Consider the following 16,459-nt stretch of genomic DNA (forward strand, 5'->3'; position numbering starts at 1 on the left):
CAGTTACCCCTCATGTTAGCGGCCTCTTTTTGCTGAATAGATGGCCTCTTTTACCGAATTATAAAGTCCCGCTGTAAACTTGTTAGAAGAAAGAGCTGTCCTCACTCCGGAGAGTGTTACTACCCTTAAAATATCGTATTTCCTGATCTGGGCTCCTGTAAGATACATCTTGATGATGTCTCTTCGCTCTTCCTCTGATATCTTAAGGTTCTGTGCAGAATATCCGCCGCCCTCGTAGTCTGCAATTACAACTGGCATATACACCGTATCTGCCTTCTCCCTGTAAAAGCAACGAAGGAACTGCTCGTAGTCCGCTCTGACCTTGTATCTTAGATCAAATGGATTTTTGTAGATCAGCCTCTCGTCATAAAAACACGCCTGATGAGAAGGTACGTTCCTGTAGCAGGCATGATCATCTATCTTGGGATTGGATGCCACCTTGGCACCTGCTGATCTGTCAAATATATCTCCGTAGAAAATTGCCGGAAGAGTGGTCCCTTCCTTGAGATTCCTGTCAATAATGATCTTGTGGACATCTCTTAGCACATTCTCATTCATAAAATAATCGCCGCAGTTAAGGAAGAACACGTAGGATGGAGACTCTCCTGCCTTAACCTTGCCCTCAAGATGAGACGCTGCAATGTTCATGGCGTGGTAGATACCATTGTCACAGCTCTCAAGCAGCGTGATCCTGCTTTCAGCCTCTGCGTCCACACTTCCTACATCGAAAGCTCTTTTTAGTTTCTCAATGGAGCCGTCGGTAGACATTCCATCCTTAACAAGGACGCGGTAATCAGTAAAGGTCTGCCTGGTTATGCTCTCCACGGTCTTAAGAAGCTTGTCCCCTGCGTTATATGAAACTACTATGATTGTAAAAAATGGTCTCTTCATGAAATAGTACTCCCGTGCCTTACTCCATCTCTCAGGAACTTCCAGCACTTCATTACTCCCATTTCCATGCACATGGTATTCCTGTTTTTTAACAGAAACCTAAGCCCCAGTATCACTGCCATCCTGCCATACAGGAAATGATACAAAACTCCCCTGTCAAAGAAGAACTTCTCGGTATATCCCTTAAACCAGGTGGACTCTCCTTTTTTCTCCATGCCGATGGCTACAGGGGTTCTGAATATGTTAAGCCCTGCCTTTAAGCAGTCATGTAAAAAGAGTGAATCCTCTCCGTTCATGTAGGGCGCACCCCCGCCAAATAAAAGGGAGTACTTAACGCCGCTGTCTATGAGCTTATCCCGTCTTGCGCAGATAGCATAGGCTGGATATCTGCCGTAGTTACGCCAGGTGATCTTGTCAAAGTTCTCATTCCAGTAGGTTTCTCTTCCCTCCTGGGCCTTGACGTTAAAAAGAAGCATGTCTGCTTCAGGATGGGCATCAAACTCAGCTAAAACCTTAGAAACATACCCATCGTCATATACAATATCATCATCGCCAAACTGAATCAGCTCGTGATCTGAGTTCTCAAGGGCAGTGTTCCTGGAAAGCCCAACACCCTTCTCTTTCCTGTGGATTATCCTGGCTTCATAGTCCTTAAAGGCCTGGATATAGTCGTACTTTCCCTCTTCTACAACCTTGTCCTCATAATCACCAATAAGCTGGTTGACTATGACAGCGTCGCAGTCAAGATTCATATTGCCTATAAGTTCTTCAGGATCCTTATTTACCGCTGATATCAGTATCTGTAGTCTCTTTTGCTCCATCGATCTTCTCATCTACCTTCTTCTGTGCTGTGATCTGGTTCTCCTCAACACCCTCTGTGCTGTCAGGGGTGAAAAGAATCTTGACTGTAAGCAGCATCAGCTTGATATCAAGCCAGAAAGAATAGTTCTCAATATATGTAAGATCCAGCTTGAGCTTGTCGTAAGGAGTTGTGTTGTATTTGCCGTAAACCTGAGCGTAACCTGCAAGTCCCGCCTTAACCCTCATTCTGAAAGCAAACTCTGGCATCTCCTGAAGGTACTGCTCGATGATCTCCGGTCTCTCGGGTCTTGGTCCGATAAAGGACATGTCCCCTGCCAGGATATTAAAGAGCTGAGGAAGCTCGTCGATCCTGCATGATCTGATGAACTTACCAATTGGAGTGATCCTGTCATCGTTCTTGGACGCAAGCCTCGCAACTCCGTCCTTCTCAGCGTCTTCCCTCATGCTCCTGAACTTCATTATCTTGAACTGCTTCCTGTCTCTGGTGCATCTGACCTGCTTGTAGAGGATCGATCCTCCGTCATAGGTCTTGATGGCAATGGCAGTTATCAGCATGATAGGTGAAGTGAGTATTATGAGCAAAAGAGATAACACAATATCCAAAAGTCTCTTGATGGCTCTCTCCTCGATCTTAATTGAGTATCCTCTAAGAAGAAGTACAGGAGTATCAAAAAGATGAAGCTGTGTAGAGCCCTTTAACAAAACATCCGTTATCTTTGGCATAACATAAACTCTTATGTTGTGACCATAACAGTACTTAACAAGTCCGTTCCTGAACTCACTTGGAACATCCCACACAACAACACCGTCGTACTTGCCAAGGCACTCCTGATATATGGCATCTATGCCTTCAGTGATATTCATCTTTTTGGCGATGTGGTACTTGTCTTTTCTGGTGTTGAACTTGCGCTCAATATCATCAACAGGATATTTACCGCTGATGAGAAGAAGTTCCCTTGGCGGGAAGATCTTCATATAAATACCATTTGTTATGTATGCCCAAACAAAGGCTATTGCCAGCTGGAGCACAAAGATCATGATCATTGGTGGAACAGGAACCAGCCAGTTATTTAAAAGAGCTATCTGAAAATAGCTGATAAAATTGGCCAGGAAAAGAGCAAAGATCTGCGAAAAGAACACATCCATTGGCCTTAAGTATCCAATTTTCAGACCGCCATAGGTGTTAGAAAAGAACATCAAAAGAATGAAATAGATAGCCAGGATAAGCAAATGTCCACGGAAATAAAGCTTAAGTCCGTTACCAAGCGCATATCCATCCTGACTTACACGGGGGCTGGAAACCACCGGATAATATACATTAAACCAAAACCAGGCGTATACTGCTGTCTGCATACAAAGCCCAATAAAGCCAAGTAGCAGTACAAGCACCCTCTTTTTTGATTCTCTTTTTTTCATACACTCCCTTGGGTAATCAGAGCCTTCGAAGAGTAGCTCTCACTGCCCATCCTCCAAAATAAAATAGTGATTCCAGAACGGATAGCCCTGCAATGTTCCTGTAGAGGAACCATATCCTGTAAACAGCCTCCAGCTTGTTGGAAGAAAGAGACTTGGCAGGACGTCTGTAAATGGCCAGATTCTCATCAAGGCCATATGCCACGTATCCGCTCTTTAAAATGCGCCACCAGGTTGCTGTATCCTCACTGGGAACCTGGGGCATATGGATGATCTCCATATCAATAATATTGGTGTCAAACATCACAGTGGTTGTGAATATTATAGTTCTTGACAGGGCCTGCCTGTACTTAAGCTGCTTAGGCACATGGACGATCTTGCCTGTAGGATTGGCCTTTTCATCGCCAAATTCATAGGAGTGGAAACAGAATGCTGCTCCATTTTTCTCCATGAATGCCACCTGTTTCTCAAGCTTGTCCTCTTTCCATACATCATCTGCATCAAGGAAAGCTATAAATCTTCCGGATGAAGCATCGATACCAGTATTTCTTGCAGCTGCAGCTCCGGCGTTAACATCTTTTTTGATGAGCCTGATTCTCTTTTTCTGGCTCTTAATGACATCCTCTATTATCTGAACGCTGTTGTCGGTGGAGGCATCATCTACCAAAATGAGCTCCCAGTCCTTGTAGGTCTGGGCACAGACCATATTTATGGCGTTCTCTATGTAGTTGGCAGCATTGTACACAGGGACAATAATACTTACCATCACAATTCCTCTTTCACAATGTACAGAGGGCGTTTCTTGACCTCAAGATAAGTCTTGGAGAGGTACTGCCCTACTACACCGACGCAAAGAAGCTGAACGCCGCTCACAAACAGAATAATACATGCCATGGAAGCCCAGCCCACTGCTCCATGAGGGTCTCCCACTGTCCACTGTCTGATGATAATAGCTATTATGAAGATAAAAGCCACGAGACAAAAGAATACTCCAAGGAATGATGCCATGGCAAGAGGCGCTGTTGAAAAGGCAAGAATGCCATCAATAGCGTATGCAAAGAGCTTCCAGAAGGACCACTTGGTCTCTCCCTTCTTTCTCTCGATATTCTCAAATTCAAGCCACTTATTCTTAAATCCAACCCATCCAAAGATACCCTTGGAGAATCTGTTGTACTCCTCCATGGCCAGGATTGCGTCCACAAACTTTCTGTTCATGAGTCTGTAGTCTCTTGCTCCGTCCACGATCTCTGTCTTGGTCATCTTATTGATGAGTTTGTAGAACTTCCTTGCAAAGAAAGATCTGATAGGAGGCTCACCCTTTCTGTTTACCCTTCTGGTAGCAACAGAGTCATACCCCTCCTCTGTGATAGCCTTATACATCTCTGGAAGAAGAGCAGGTGGATCCTGAAGATCACAGTCCATGATAGCCACATAGTCGCCCTTGGAGCTCTGAAGGCCCGCAAACATAGCTGCCTCTTTTCCAAAGTTTCTTGAAAAGCTCACCAGGCGAACCCGTGAATCTTTCTGCTTTAGCTCTTTTACCCTGGCTGCAGTATCGTCAGTTGAGCCATCATCTACAAAAATAAGCTCAAAGTCCACGCCCTGTCCCTTAAAGAATGGTTCGTTCTTCATAAGCTCATTATAAAAGTCAAAGATATTCTCCTGCTCATTGAGGCAGGGAACGATCACACTTAAAAGTCCCATAAAAGGAATCCCCTAATCAAGTATTATGCGCCTTGGCATACTCCTAAAAATGCGCATTCCTACTCAATATTTTACACTTAATGCCCAAGTCTTTCAACGAACAAAAAAATTGCATTAATATATGAATATATAGTAAAGTATGATAGAATGAAAACTTGCTAAAAGAGCATATATTACATTTACATATAAGGAGATACAAATGGCTAAAAAAGCGCTTATTACTGGAATTACAGGACAGGATGGATCATATCTTGCTGAGTTCCTTTTAGAAAAGGGATATGATGTCCACGGAATCATCAGAAGATCCTCCGTCGACTACAGAGAGAGAATCGCTCACCTTGAAGGTAAGCCCAATTTCCACCTTCACTACGGTGATCTTGGTGATTCAATGAGTATCCTCGGAGTTGTTTCCAAGGTTCGCCCTGATGAGATCTACAACCTGGCTGCTCAGTCACACGTTCAGGTTTCTTTCGATTCACCTGAGTTTACAGCTGACGTTGATGCAACTGGCGTTCTTAGAGTTCTTGAGGCAGTTCGTCAGTGCGGACTTACTGATACATGCCGAATCTACCAGGCTTCTACATCTGAGCTCTATGGTAAGGTTGAGGAAGTTCCTCAGAACGAGAAGACTCCTTTCCACCCATACAGCCCATACGCTGTAGCCAAGCTCTATGGTTACTGGATCGTGAAAGAGTACAGAGAAGCTTACAACATGTTCTGCTGCTCAGGTATTCTTTTCAACCACGAGTCAGAGAGACGTGGAGAGACCTTTGTTACACGTAAGATCACTCTTGCAGCATCAAGAATTGCTCAGGGCAAGCAGGATAAACTCTATCTTGGTAACCTCTCTAGTCTGCGTGACTGGGGCTACGCCAAGGATTATGTAGAGTGCATGTGGCTCATCCTTCAGAACGACAAGCCTGAGGATTTCGTAATCGCTACAGGTGTTCAGCACTCAGTTAGAGAGTTCGCTCAGCTTGCATTCCACTATGCAGGCATCGAGCTTGAGTTTAAGGGCGAAGGCGCCGATGAGAAGGGATATGACAAGGCAACAGGCAAGGTTCTTGTTGAGGTTTCACCTGACTTCTACAGACCTACAGACGTTGTTAACCTTTGGGGCGATCCTACCAAGGCAAAAGAGAAGCTCCACTGGAATCCACAGACAACATCCTTTGAGGATCTTGTAAGGATCATGGTTGAGCACGACATGGCCAAGGTAGCAGTAGAAAGAGCCAACGAACACGTAGAGTTTAACCTCGCAGAGTTCCTTGAGAAGGGCATCGATAAATAATTACGAAGGTATAAGATCATGATGGAAAAAAACGCAAAAATTTATGTAGCTGGCCACAGGGGAATGGTTGGTTCAGCCATCGTAAGAGAGCTCAACAAGCAGGGCTACAACAACATTATCACAAGAACTCACAAGGAGCTTGACCTCACAAGACAGGATCAGGTTGAGAACTTCTTTGCTGAGCAGAGACCAGAATATGTATTCCTTGCTGCTGCCAAGGTTGGCGGTATCATGGGTAATTCTGAGGCCCTTGCAGATTTCATGTATGAGAATATGATCCTGGAGATGAACGTTATCAATTCAGCATGGAAGAACGGCTGTAAGAAGCTTGAATTCCTTGGTTCATCCTGCATCTACCCAAGAATGGCTCCACAGCCAATGAAGGAGACATGCCTCCTTACTTCAGAGCTTGAGAAGACCAACGAGGCATACGCTCTTGCCAAGATTTCAGGCCTTAAGTACTGCGAGTATCTCAACAAGCAGTACGGCACAGATTATATTTCCGTAATGCCTACTAACCTTTACGGACCAAACGACAACTATCATCCAACACACTCACATGTACTTCCTGCCCTTATCAGACGCTTCCATGAAGCCAAGGAGCAGAATCTTCCATACGTTACATGCTGGGGAGATGGAAGCCCACTTAGAGAGTTCCTCTATGTTGATGATCTTGCCAACCTGTGCGTATTCCTTATGAACAACTACAGCGGCAATGAGACAGTCAATGCTGGTACCGGAAAAGAGCTGACTATCAAGGAACTGACTGAAAAGGTAGCCAAGGTTGTTGGTTACACAGGAGAGATCAGATGGGATCCAAGTAAGCCAAACGGAACACCACGTAAGCTCCTCGATGTATCCAAAGCAAAGGGTCTTGGCTGGACATACACTACAGAGCTTGATGACGGAATCAGACTTGCATACGAGGATTTCCTCAACAATCCAATGCGTGCAGAAAGATAATACAGACATAATAAAGGCGAGCCTTTTCACCAGAAAAGGCCCGCCATTTTTATTGTATTTAATTAAATTCACATACGATATAGGTAATACCATTGTCTGCTTTGTAATATCCAACTCCAACGCTGGTGCAGGTCTGTCTCATAACATTTCGCTTATGGGATGGGCTAAGGAGCCATGCTAAAACAACATTTTCAGGATTGGACTGATTGGCATTTCTGGCTCTTGCAAGGTTTTCACCGTTTGTCAGGCAGGATACCGTGCTCCAGGCCTGTCCATCCGGGCGGGTGTGGGAGAAATATTCTGCGCACTCCAAAGCTCTCGTCTGAGCCGCAGCTGATAGATTTGAATCCAGTGTCACAGTTCCAAGTCCCGCATTTGTTCTTGCAACATTCATCTGGGCCACGATCTCATCTTCTGTAGCCGCATATGACTTTATTGGATGAACCATAGTAAAAACCATCATCATAACGATCAGTGTGATCAAAGCTCTTTTCATAATAGTATCTCCTTATCAAAGATACTCTTATTTCGGCTCTGATAGCCCCAACTTGTACTGGTTTTATTGACATTTCAGTATAAGTTAAGACCATGGTCACTATTGTTCAGAATACTTTAACTATAACGTTTTAGAGTTTATTCATCCTTTAGATTATTCAGAAACACAAAATATATTAATTGATGCTGATAAAACCACTATCTATTGTATCTCCCATGAGCTGGATCTCTCCTGAGATGTCATGGGTGGCAGACGGGAATGGATAATATCCTATCTGATCTCCTTCCGCCGGGTAATAGAACGTTGTACCGCCAAGCTCGAAAGTTCTGGCATCGTAAGTTCCGTAGTCCTGCTGATTCACAAGATATGCAGGGTTAAACCTTGGAATATCCTCCAAAACCAGGTTTACTCCCTTATATGCTATCCATAGTATAAATACCACTGAGATCACTTTAACGATTAAGGTTTTCAGGTCTTTTCCTATGCGATTCTGGACAATTATAAACAATCTTCCAAGTATCACAAGAGGTGTAAGCCATACATATACTACGCCGTATCTTATGAGAGGCGCACTGATAAACCAGAAGAAAAGACAGCCAATGAGGGTCGCTCCAATGGTGAGGAAGTCTGCGGTATCCATCATACTCCTCTTACTAAGGTCAAAGACCTTGCCCTTTCCAAAGCCCCTGATCTTATCGCTGTCCTTACCGGCAAATGCAACTACGAAGTATAAAAGGTAAAACAGATACACTATTACTGATGCTATTGCCAGTATGAGCATTATCTTGTTAAGGCCGGTAATACTTTCAAACCAGTGAGGTACCCACTCACCAAAGGTTACATTGCCATAGGCTGCAACATCATTGTAGCCCCTTCCGAAGGTCTTGATCTCCAGAGCATCAAAAGCCGCTGTTCCCTTTGGAATCTTCCAGGAAAATCCAAAGAGATCAAGAAATGATACAGGATAAAGGAGCCAGCCGGAAATAATAACGTTCCTGATAAGAAATGGCAAGGTGATAACAAGTACCAGCCCCACTGAAATCCACAGGGCGTTCATCTTCTCTTTTGTCCTGTGTCTTAGTAGCTTAACCAAAGGAATAACACACAAAAGGACCATTGGCGCAGCTGATAACTTTACCGTTATGGCAAATACTCCAACAAGCGCAAGAAGAATGTAAGGCACATAGGATCTCTCGTGCTTAACGTACATATCAAGAAGATGGATTATGATATAGAATACCAGCGTCGACAGGAAATAGTCAGAAGCCGGAGCCATCATCTCGTCAAAGATCGTGCTCAGATAGTAAATTGCTGCAAACCTGGCAAAATCCGAAATAATGAGATGCCCTCTTCTGGGTACATTCATGATGTCCACACACTGCCATGCAAGAAGCAGCGCAAAAAAGCCTGCCATTACATGATATGACTGGCCATTTATAAAGCTCATGCTAAAAAGAGCAGACAGCGGAAAAGCAGCACTGTTGTAGGCAAGTCTTAAATGAAGATTGCCAAGCCCCTTTACTATTCCATATTCTTCTATCCATCTGATTGCCTGGGCGTGGTATAGATCAGAATCATAGTGCATGATTCCGTGAGACGTTCCATACGCCATCAAAAGAAAGACGAAGAGATATACAAAAATATCTCCTCTGACCTTTAGAGTACTGAGTCTGTTACAAGCGTCATAATAGATATCTTCTCTGTAATAGACCGCAATTAGAAGTGAGATGATAATGATGCCTATGTTGGCACCAAGTCCCACCTTGGAAAATAAACTGATTATCTGGGCATAAACTGTAAGAAGCACCACTCCTGTGATGATAAATGACTCTTTGAACTTAAAGTCATATTTTCTTTTACCCTTACCTGTCCTGCTGTGCCTTGCCCCTTCCATCCCAGGAAGGCTAACGAGAGACATCAAAAAACCGTATCCCACAAGATACGTAGTAATAAGTACATATGTCCAAATCAGCACAACAGTAAGCATAGTATATTTAAGCCTCGATTTTTACATATTGCAGACAACAATTCCCACTATAATGCCAAGAAGTGCGCCAAAAAATACCTGTGTAGGTGAATGTCCTACGAATTCCTTGAGCTTCTCCTCTGGAGGAATATCGCTGGAAAACTCAGAGAGCCAGTCCATCATGTTGTTGATGACCTTGGCCTGCTTGCCAGTTTCTCTTCTGACACCCATGGCGTCATGCATTGTGATAAGGGCCAGAACCGCAGCTATAGCAAACTGAAAGGTATCAGCACCAAAATAATATGCTGTAGCTGTAACCAGGGCCATAACGGTTGCAGAATGGGAACTTGGCATACCGCCATCCCCAACAAGTCTCTCGGGGTTAAAGTCCTTATTCATGATAACGTAAATGATAGTCTTTAAGATCTGCGCAATAAGCCATGCCCAGAACGCAGCAAGAAGAATATCATTATGTAATACACCTGTAATAAAATTCATTAAATGAGCTCCTTTAAATACTCCTCGATGGCATAATGCCAGTCAGCAAACATAAAGTCAGAAGTGAGCTTAAACATGTAGTTCTCTAAGATACTGTAAGCTGGTCTTGGTGCAGCCTGTGGGTTCATGGCCTGATACTGGGCTGTTGTAACATGGTTGACCTTGGTGTTCTTACCAGCGATCCTGAATATCTCCTCAGTAAAGCTTGCCCAGTTTGTATCTCCCTCGCAGGTTCCGTGGAAGGTACCATAGTTCTCAGTTCCAAGAAGGAAGTGGATTGCCTTAGCCAGCTCTTTTGTGCTGGTTGGTGTTCCAAGCTGATCATCAACAACGTTTAATTCGTCATGAGTCTCTGAGAGACTGAGCATTGTCTTTACGAAGTTCTTACCATCGCCATAAAGCCATGCTGTTCTTACGATGAAAAAGTCCTTAGCGAACTGTTTTACCATCTCTTCACCAGCAAGCTTGGTCTTACCATATACGCTTACAGGGCCTGTCTTATCAAACTCGATATATGGTTTTGTTCCATTGCCATCAAACACATAGTCTGTAGATACATGAACAAGCTTGGCGCCAACCTCAGTTGCTGCAATAGCAAGGTTTCTTGGTCCAATTGCGTTTATCTTGTAGGAAAGATCAACATCGCTCTCCTGCTTGTCTACTGCTGTGTAGGCAGCGCAGTTGATAATTGCTGAAGCCTTGGTAGTTCTTGCAAGATCTACAACTGCATCTACGTTAGTAATATCAAGAGGAGTAATGCCTTCTCCCTGAAATACATCGGTATTGATGAGTTCAAAGCCGCAACCAGCAAGCTCTTTATTGATCGCTCTTCCCAGCTGACCATTACATCCAGTAACAATTATTTTTTCCATGTCTGCTCCTATGTGTGATTTCTTCTAACGAAACACTTAGCGGACGACAATTACTGCCGTCCGCTTATATTTTAATTCTGTATCAAAAGCAAAGATCAGTCTGCGTACTCTGTGCCATTAACCTTGAATGTTGAGAATGACTTGCCCTTGAGCTGAACAACAAAGATCATTGTTCTACCTGTATTGAATACAACCTCGTCACCATTCTCATCGTAGTAAGTTGTAGGGCCGTAGTCCTCTGTCTTTTCCCATGTAATAGGAATCATCTTACCCTTAGTGATGAAGTAACCATCATTGGTTGTATCATGCATCTGGTATGCGAGGTATCCATTGTCATCTCTTGTCTCATGGTATGTTCTCTGGATAACAATGTTTGCAAATGAAAGCTGCTCACCTGTAAGAGCATCCTTCTGTGGTGATCCATAAAGAGTCTTAAGGTACTCACCCTTCTCCTCGTCATACTTAAGAGCTGACTTGGTAACAGGATAGCATCCAGCCATATCGATCTCAGTTGCCTCTACAGCGTCTGAATAATCCTCAAGAGTGTTAGGGTTGCTGTAACCTGTGAACGTAAAGTGTGAATCTCCCTCGAACTTGTCCCTGTGCTCAAGTGAGAACTTAGCCTTATCAATAGCAGATGTAACATGCTTGCCATCTGTGAAAGCTGTGTGCTCTGATGTACTTCCTTCAGGAACTCTGAAGAATGCATCATAAGATGGTCCCATGGCTGATCCGCCAACACCGTTTAAGTTATCTACATCATCACGAGTAAGAATCTTGCTAACATAAAGCTCTGGGCCACCGAAGTGAACGATGATTGGATCGTACTCAAGAGCTGCATATACAAAGTAGTCACGGATACTACGAATGTTACCGATTCTCTCAAGGTCTGCCCAGTCCTCAAGGATACCCATCTGACGGCTCATGCTACCCTCTTCCATGATCTCATAGAATACTGCAACATTGCTAAGTCCGTACTGTGGCTGTGCTTCCTTGTTGATAGGATACATAACTGCAAGAGGTCTGTTCTTGTTAACTTCTTCGTCTACCCATTTATTAGTAAAGTAACTTCTAACCATTCCTTCTGCTGGAGGAGCGTCTTCGTCAACTACTTCTTCCTCAGATACTTCTTCAGTAGCAGCTGGTGTAACTTCAGGAACATCCTCAAGTTTCTCAACGCTGATTCCCACAACAGCTTCGTCACTTGCTTTTCCGCAGCCAAAAAGCATTGTCGCAACTAAAGTTGCAACTAATGCAGCTTTAAACTTTCTCATTTCTTAACTTCCTCTCTAGATTTTTTAACTCATGTGATTTTAACACAAGATTTCTCACTCGCCAAGTCCGGATTCGATGGCTGAAACTATGGCCGTTAGGGCCTCTTCTTCATCTGGTCCGTCACATTTAAACTCAAGCTCATCACCACATTTTATACATGCACCAAGAACACTAAGTACACTCTTGGCGTTGGCTGTATTGTCGCCATAATTAAATGTGATGTGAGATTTGTAATTCATGGCCACCTTGCAAAGGTTTCCTGCAGGGCGCAAATGAAGTCCCGTAGGATTTGTTATTACTACTTTCTTTGTTACCATGATTTATGTATAACCTCCATAACTAAACCACTTTAATTGTCTTCTTCAACGGTAACATATACGCTGACTGTTCCCTTGACCTTAACAAGATCTGGAAGGTTAAAGTCTACATCTGCACTGTATGTTCCTGGAGCAAGCTCCTGAAGATTATTGCCATCAATAATATCCTGAACCTTAACCGTTCCGGTAATATCATTCTCAGAAATCTGTCTGATGGCACTTGCCAGTCCCTGAAGTGTTACAGAAACTGTCTTGTATTCACTGTCATCAACAAAGACCTTATAGCCTTCTGCAAGACCCTCTACAGTGATATTGGAAACATCCACGTCAAAGGTCTCAGTAGAAACGCTGTCTACATCTACAACAACAGAAACCGTTCCGTTAAAGTCCTTGTCACCAAAGGTAATTCCAGATGGAAGGAATTCCCTAAGATCAAAGGTGTAATTAAGGTTTCCTGTCATGCCTGTAAGATCAATGTTCTCATCCTCTACCTTGATCTCGGAGATAGATGAGATCGCACTGCTCCTGCCTGCTATGAGAACGCTGTCAGGTGTTGACTCAATCTGACCAGTCCACATATATCCACTGGCAGGCTCGCCACTTACAACGTAAGTAATAGGCACGTACTTGGTCTCAAATATCACTACATTAACTCTCACGGTCTTGATATTCATTGTAACCTGAGAGGAATCCACTACTTCACCTTCGGAATCAAGAAGAACGATATCCGCATCGGTTCCGATATTGGACGTAAATCCTGTAACGTCTACGTCAACTGCCGCAGAAGTGATCCTTGATACTACAGATTCCGGACCACTTATTCTGACCATGTTCTGCTCTGTGGTAACATCGCCGATCACATAACCGTCCGCAAGAGAACCTGATGTTGTAGCGTTAAGAGCAAGGGATTTGGATGCCTTTCTCTCTACGTTCAGCTTGACCACATCCGAGCTGGTTACAATCTTCTCTATCTTGTCGTAATACTTGTTGGTCACAACATCGATGCTGACTGTGTTAAGGCTTGAAAGAGCCTGGATATCCGCAGTAGCTACCAGGTTGTTCTGGCTAAGAGAATCGATGATGGATCTTGGAGCATAGAGTGTAACTGAACTGATAGTATCAGTGTTATCAAGTATTGTGTAAACCTGACCCTGGTCGGTGATAAGGTTTGTATTCTTGAGTGTTACCGGTACGTTGGTGTACCTTACTGATGTAATCGGGTCATTGATGTTGGTAATAAGAAACCAGACTACAATCGCAAATATGAGGGAAGCAAGTTTAAGTCCCCAGTTGGCCGTCAGTCTCTTCATTTCTTCACCTTGGCCTTTCTGGCGAAGTACCTGATAGGTGCTTCCTCCTCGTGCTTGTCCTGAAGTACGCGAAGCCTCTCTCTTAATCTGTCGCTGTCGAGAGCTCTTTCAAGCTCGCCCTCGTAGGCTACGCTTATCTTACCTGTCTCCTCTGAAACAATGATAACAAAGGCATCTGTTGCCTCTGATGCACCGATACCAGCGCGGTGTCTTGTTCCAAGCTCTTTTCCAATTCCCATATTGTCGGAAAGCGGAAGATAACATGTAGCGGAAGTAACTCTGTCGCCCCTGACGATAACTGCACCGTCATGGAGAGGAGTATTGTGCTCAAAAATATTGATAAGGAGCTGACTGGTAACAATGGCGTCCACATCAATTCCTGTTCTCTCATACTCTGTAAGAGGATGATTCTGCTCAATAACAATAAGAGCTCCAGTCCTTACCTTGGACATCTCAACACAGGCTCTTACGATCTCATTTAAAGTCTTATCTGAAAATCTTCCTTCAGACTTGTTGTCACCAAGGGCCAGAACATTGGAAAAGAAATTCTTCCTGCCCAGTTCTTCCAGGGCTTTTCGGAGCTCTGGCTGCAAAATGACCACGATAGCAATGATGGCAATACTAAACACTCTCTCAACAATCCACAAAATGGTGGACATGTTGAAAAGTGCGCACACCAAAATAAATACAAGGATAACGATTACACCCTTAAGGAGTGACCATAACCTTGTATTCCTAGCCCATACCAGAATATGGTAGACCAGAAATGCGATGATAAAGATCTCCAGAATATCAGAGAACCTTATCGTTGGCATATGCAGGCTTGTTCTGTTGAAGTCAAAAATAAAATCTATCTGATCCATGACCTTCCCTTAGTTTCAGTGCTGCTCCCTTGCACGGTTGATCTTTTTAACCTTTCTCTCAGGAGTTGACACTGTAACCTTTGGCACTGCCTTTACATAATAGTAGTATTCATCATCTTCAAACTGAACCTTCTCTGTTCTTGAGTAGTCCAGATTAAATGCAAAGAATTCCAATACCAGCATAAGTGCTGCTGATACGATAGTTCCGAAGATAACTCCGCCGATTGAAAGCTGAGTGTCATTCATCATATCTCCTACAAGTATGCATATGATAAGGCTGACAGCGCCAACTGCAATGGCTATCTTCCAAGAGTGATCCAAAGATGTCCTTCTGATGATATAAACCAGAACCAGAGACACCGCAAATGCAACTATCATTACAACCATTGCCTTATTGCCAAGCATTCCGGCAATGATATTTGAAAACTCATTGGCTGCCTCTTCTACTCCGTCACTACCAAAGCTTGCTGCGTTGGTTGAGAAATAGGAGAGCATATAGGAAATAATAAGTCCAAAAGATACTGAAACAACTGAAGTAGGTGCTCCTAAAAGTCCCATTGCCAGTGGCATCACGTATGGGATATGCATAAAGAAGAACACCGGTGTCAAAAGTACTGCCAGAGTATCCTTGGGTGAAAACCTGAAGTATAACAGGAACATCAAAAGAAAGACAATTGCTGTAATAAGAGCGCACTCAATTGCCAGAGAATAGAGATGTCCCACAATAAATATCGCAGAAATAAATACAATAAAGTTTGGTGGAAGGATCGCGCAAAGAAGAGATGCCATCATCACAATAGCGATATTGGTAAGGGCATCCATGTATCCAAGCTTACTGTTAATAAGTGAGATTGAAATAAACGCGAGGATGAATTTCCACACGTAAGTGATATAAGTCTCGAATTTGATGTAAAACCTCTTTACATACTGTTTGAATTCCAATAATGAAGTCATATCATTGTTCCTTTTCGTAAATTCTAGCCAGCTTTTTTAAATCCCCATAATATGCCTTCATACTCTTACGCATCTTGGTGTACCTTAAGGAATAAACGACATATGATACAAGAGAATACACGCCAACAAGCAGGAGGTAAAATACCAGATACCTCCTGCCAATAGCCAGTAAATTATTAGTGTTGTATAGATCAGATAAAACCTTCTCGAAATTACAAAGTACATAGGTCGCAATAAGGATTGCAAAGACTATGGTGGCGCTGATCACTGATTTAATAACATTAAATCCCACATAATCACTTTTGAAATATGAGTTGATAGCGTCGTTCTTTTTTCCCTCGCGGTCTATGAACGCAGCCATTTTGGTCATCAAAATGACTTTTTCTTCGTTTACCATCGCTGCTCCTTAAGTATCCAGGAAGCGCATACCTGCCTTTGGCTCTTTCTTTTCAGGCTTCTGCAGTGCCTGCTGAGGCCTTGCGAAAGAGTTATTAAGTGTGTTGGCCATATTGGTCTTACATTTAGCACAAAATCTTCCTGTTGTAATAGGCTCACCACAGTTCTCGCAAAGGAGCTGTATAGGTGAATCTTTGGAGAACATCAGTCTCTCTTCACGGATCCACTGCTGAATCTGCTTGGTTGTGACCTCGTTGTCTTCAGAAATTTGTTTCAGGCTCGCATGTGGATTCTCTGCAATGTACTGCTTGACCTTTTGAAAATCCTCCTCTGCTGCCTTCTTACAAGGTTCACAGATTGTTGGACCTGCTACGTAGTTAAACATCTTGCCGCATCTTGAACAGTTCCGTAAGTTCATAAGCTGACCT

Annotated in this window: 18 protein-coding genes; 2 read left to right on the top strand and 16 right to left on the bottom strand. The window is 43.4% G+C overall.

All coding sequences use genetic code 11. The features are described 5' to 3' along the window. Window positions 1-15: 15 nt before the first annotated feature. The 5 genes from D6855_RS08605 to D6855_RS08625 are packed head-to-tail and all read right to left on the bottom strand — an operon-like array spanning window position 16 to window position 4,830. The gene (locus D6855_RS08605; RefSeq protein WP_120740048.1) at window positions 16-891 is read right to left on the bottom strand and encodes a glycosyltransferase; all 876 of its coding nucleotides are present in this window, start codon (window positions 889-891) and stop codon (window positions 16-18) included. After that, window positions 888-1,724 (bottom strand): glycosyltransferase, encoded by an 837-nt coding sequence (locus D6855_RS08610; RefSeq protein WP_120740050.1) that lies wholly within the window; start codon window positions 1,722-1,724, stop codon window positions 888-890. Before D6855_RS08610 ends, D6855_RS08605 begins: the two co-directional genes overlap by 4 nt. Beyond that, window positions 1,669-3,129 (bottom strand): exopolysaccharide biosynthesis polyprenyl glycosylphosphotransferase, encoded by a 1,461-nt coding sequence (locus tag D6855_RS08615; RefSeq protein WP_120740052.1) that lies wholly within the window; start codon window positions 3,127-3,129, stop codon window positions 1,669-1,671. Before D6855_RS08615 ends, D6855_RS08610 begins: the two co-directional genes overlap by 56 nt. Before the next feature lie 16 nt (window positions 3,130-3,145). After that, the gene (locus D6855_RS08620; RefSeq protein ID WP_120740054.1) at window positions 3,146-3,892 is read right to left on the bottom strand and encodes a glycosyltransferase family 2 protein; all 747 of its coding nucleotides are present in this window, start codon (window positions 3,890-3,892) and stop codon (window positions 3,146-3,148) included. After that, a complete protein-coding gene (locus D6855_RS08625) occupies window positions 3,892-4,830 on the bottom strand; it encodes a glycosyltransferase family 2 protein (RefSeq protein WP_120740056.1) in 939 nt (312 codons plus the stop codon). Before D6855_RS08625 ends, D6855_RS08620 begins: the two co-directional genes overlap by 1 nt. A 199-nt stretch (window positions 4,831-5,029) precedes the next feature. Between D6855_RS08625 and gmd the strand changes: the two genes are divergently transcribed. Together gmd and D6855_RS08635 are read left to right on the top strand one after the other, a co-directional pair. Continuing rightward, window positions 5,030-6,121, top strand: coding sequence for a GDP-mannose 4,6-dehydratase (gene gmd / locus D6855_RS08630; RefSeq protein WP_120740058.1), 1,092 nt, complete (start codon window positions 5,030-5,032; stop codon window positions 6,119-6,121). Window positions 6,122-6,142: 21 nt separating this feature from the next. Further along, the gene (locus D6855_RS08635; RefSeq protein ID WP_334295390.1) at window positions 6,143-7,084 is read left to right on the top strand and encodes a GDP-L-fucose synthase family protein; all 942 of its coding nucleotides are present in this window, start codon (window positions 6,143-6,145) and stop codon (window positions 7,082-7,084) included. A 58-nt stretch (window positions 7,085-7,142) separates the two neighbouring features. Here the strand turns inward: D6855_RS08635 and D6855_RS08640 are convergent, their stop codons facing one another. The 11 genes from D6855_RS08640 to D6855_RS08690 form a co-directional block, all read right to left on the bottom strand. Further along, complete coding sequence (locus D6855_RS08640) at window positions 7,143-7,580, bottom strand: CAP domain-containing protein (protein ID WP_120740062.1); 438 nt, start codon at window positions 7,578-7,580, stop codon at window positions 7,143-7,145. Between the two features lie 175 nt (window positions 7,581-7,755). Then, the gene (locus D6855_RS08645) at window positions 7,756-9,567 is read right to left on the bottom strand and encodes an LIC_10190 family membrane protein (protein WP_120740064.1); all 1,812 of its coding nucleotides are present in this window, start codon (window positions 9,565-9,567) and stop codon (window positions 7,756-7,758) included. A gap of 21 nt (window positions 9,568-9,588) precedes the next feature. Next, a complete protein-coding gene (locus D6855_RS08650) occupies window positions 9,589-10,044 on the bottom strand; it encodes a divergent PAP2 family protein (protein ID WP_120740066.1) in 456 nt (151 codons plus the stop codon). Further along, the gene (gene rfbD / locus D6855_RS08655; protein ID WP_120740068.1) at window positions 10,044-10,916 is read right to left on the bottom strand and encodes a dTDP-4-dehydrorhamnose reductase; all 873 of its coding nucleotides are present in this window, start codon (window positions 10,914-10,916) and stop codon (window positions 10,044-10,046) included. Before rfbD ends, D6855_RS08650 begins: the two co-directional genes overlap by 1 nt. Window positions 10,917-11,011: 95 nt before the next feature. Next, window positions 11,012-12,190 carry a DUF3048 domain-containing protein gene (locus tag D6855_RS08660; protein WP_120740070.1) on the bottom strand — a complete coding sequence of 393 codons (1,179 nt, stop codon included), beginning with the start codon at window positions 12,188-12,190 and terminating at the stop codon, window positions 11,012-11,014. A 54-nt stretch (window positions 12,191-12,244) separates the two neighbouring features. Further along, a complete protein-coding gene (locus tag D6855_RS08665) occupies window positions 12,245-12,508 on the bottom strand; it encodes an HPr family phosphocarrier protein (protein WP_120740072.1) in 264 nt (87 codons plus the stop codon). A 32-nt stretch (window positions 12,509-12,540) separates the two neighbouring features. Further along, entirely contained in the window at window positions 12,541-13,818 is a 1,278-nt protein-coding gene (locus D6855_RS08670; RefSeq protein WP_120740074.1) for a CdaR family protein, read from the bottom strand. Next, window positions 13,815-14,681, bottom strand: a complete 867-nt coding sequence (gene cdaA / locus D6855_RS08675) for a diadenylate cyclase CdaA (RefSeq protein WP_199712423.1) — start codon at window positions 14,679-14,681, stop codon at window positions 13,815-13,817. Before cdaA ends, D6855_RS08670 begins: the two co-directional genes overlap by 4 nt. 15 nt (window positions 14,682-14,696) lie before the next feature. Continuing rightward, window positions 14,697-15,635 carry a hypothetical protein gene (locus tag D6855_RS08680; protein WP_120740076.1) on the bottom strand — a complete coding sequence of 313 codons (939 nt, stop codon included), beginning with the start codon at window positions 15,633-15,635 and terminating at the stop codon, window positions 14,697-14,699. Between the two features lies 1 nt (window position 15,636). Further along, window positions 15,637-16,032 (bottom strand): hypothetical protein, encoded by a 396-nt coding sequence (locus D6855_RS08685; protein ID WP_120740078.1) that lies wholly within the window; start codon window positions 16,030-16,032, stop codon window positions 15,637-15,639. A gap of 9 nt (window positions 16,033-16,041) precedes the next feature. Beyond that, a complete protein-coding gene (locus tag D6855_RS08690; protein ID WP_120740081.1) occupies window positions 16,042-16,449 on the bottom strand; it encodes a flagellar protein in 408 nt (135 codons plus the stop codon). Window positions 16,450-16,459: the final 10 nt, after the last annotated feature.

This window comes from Butyrivibrio sp. CB08, from assembly GCF_003625485.1.
GTDB lineage: Bacteria > Bacillota > Clostridia > Lachnospirales > Lachnospiraceae > Butyrivibrio.

What these genes read in the sequence shown, in the direction of transcription:
- gmd (WP_120740058.1), top strand. Translation starts at nt 5,030, where the DNA reads ATGGCTAAAAAAGCGCTTATTACTGGAATTACAGGACAGGATGGATCA.
- D6855_RS08625 (WP_120740056.1), bottom strand. Translation starts at nt 4,830, where the DNA reads ATGGGACTTTTAAGTGTGATCGTTCCCTGCCTCAATGAGCAGGAGAAT.
- D6855_RS08635 (WP_334295390.1), top strand. Translation starts at nt 6,143, where the DNA reads ATGGAAAAAAACGCAAAAATTTATGTAGCTGGCCACAGGGGAATGGTT.
- D6855_RS08645 (WP_120740064.1), bottom strand. Translation starts at nt 9,567, where the DNA reads ATGCTTACTGTTGTGCTGATTTGGACATATGTACTTATTACTACGTAT.
- D6855_RS08610 (WP_120740050.1), bottom strand. Translation starts at nt 1,724, where the DNA reads ATGAGAAGATCGATGGAGCAAAAGAGACTACAGATACTGATATCAGCG.
- D6855_RS08650 (WP_120740066.1), bottom strand. Translation starts at nt 10,044, where the DNA reads ATGAATTTTATTACAGGTGTATTACATAATGATATTCTTCTTGCTGCG.
- D6855_RS08660 (WP_120740070.1), bottom strand. Translation starts at nt 12,190, where the DNA reads ATGAGAAAGTTTAAAGCTGCATTAGTTGCAACTTTAGTTGCGACAATG.
- rfbD (WP_120740068.1), bottom strand. Translation starts at nt 10,916, where the DNA reads ATGGAAAAAATAATTGTTACTGGATGTAATGGTCAGCTGGGAAGAGCG.
- D6855_RS08615 (WP_120740052.1), bottom strand. Translation starts at nt 3,129, where the DNA reads ATGAAAAAAAGAGAATCAAAAAAGAGGGTGCTTGTACTGCTACTTGGC.
- D6855_RS08670 (WP_120740074.1), bottom strand. Translation starts at nt 13,818, where the DNA reads ATGAAGAGACTGACGGCCAACTGGGGACTTAAACTTGCTTCCCTCATA.
- D6855_RS08640 (WP_120740062.1), bottom strand. Translation starts at nt 7,580, where the DNA reads ATGAAAAGAGCTTTGATCACACTGATCGTTATGATGATGGTTTTTACT.
- D6855_RS08690 (WP_120740081.1), bottom strand. Translation starts at nt 16,449, where the DNA reads ATGAACTTACGGAACTGTTCAAGATGCGGCAAGATGTTTAACTACGTA.
- cdaA (WP_199712423.1), bottom strand. Translation starts at nt 14,681, where the DNA reads ATGGATCAGATAGATTTTATTTTTGACTTCAACAGAACAAGCCTGCAT.
- D6855_RS08605 (WP_120740048.1), bottom strand. Translation starts at nt 891, where the DNA reads ATGAAGAGACCATTTTTTACAATCATAGTAGTTTCATATAACGCAGGG.
- D6855_RS08620 (WP_120740054.1), bottom strand. Translation starts at nt 3,892, where the DNA reads ATGGTAAGTATTATTGTCCCTGTGTACAATGCTGCCAACTACATAGAG.
- D6855_RS08665 (WP_120740072.1), bottom strand. Translation starts at nt 12,508, where the DNA reads ATGGTAACAAAGAAAGTAGTAATAACAAATCCTACGGGACTTCATTTG.
- D6855_RS08685 (WP_120740078.1), bottom strand. Translation starts at nt 16,032, where the DNA reads ATGGTAAACGAAGAAAAAGTCATTTTGATGACCAAAATGGCTGCGTTC.
- D6855_RS08680 (WP_120740076.1), bottom strand. Translation starts at nt 15,635, where the DNA reads ATGACTTCATTATTGGAATTCAAACAGTATGTAAAGAGGTTTTACATC.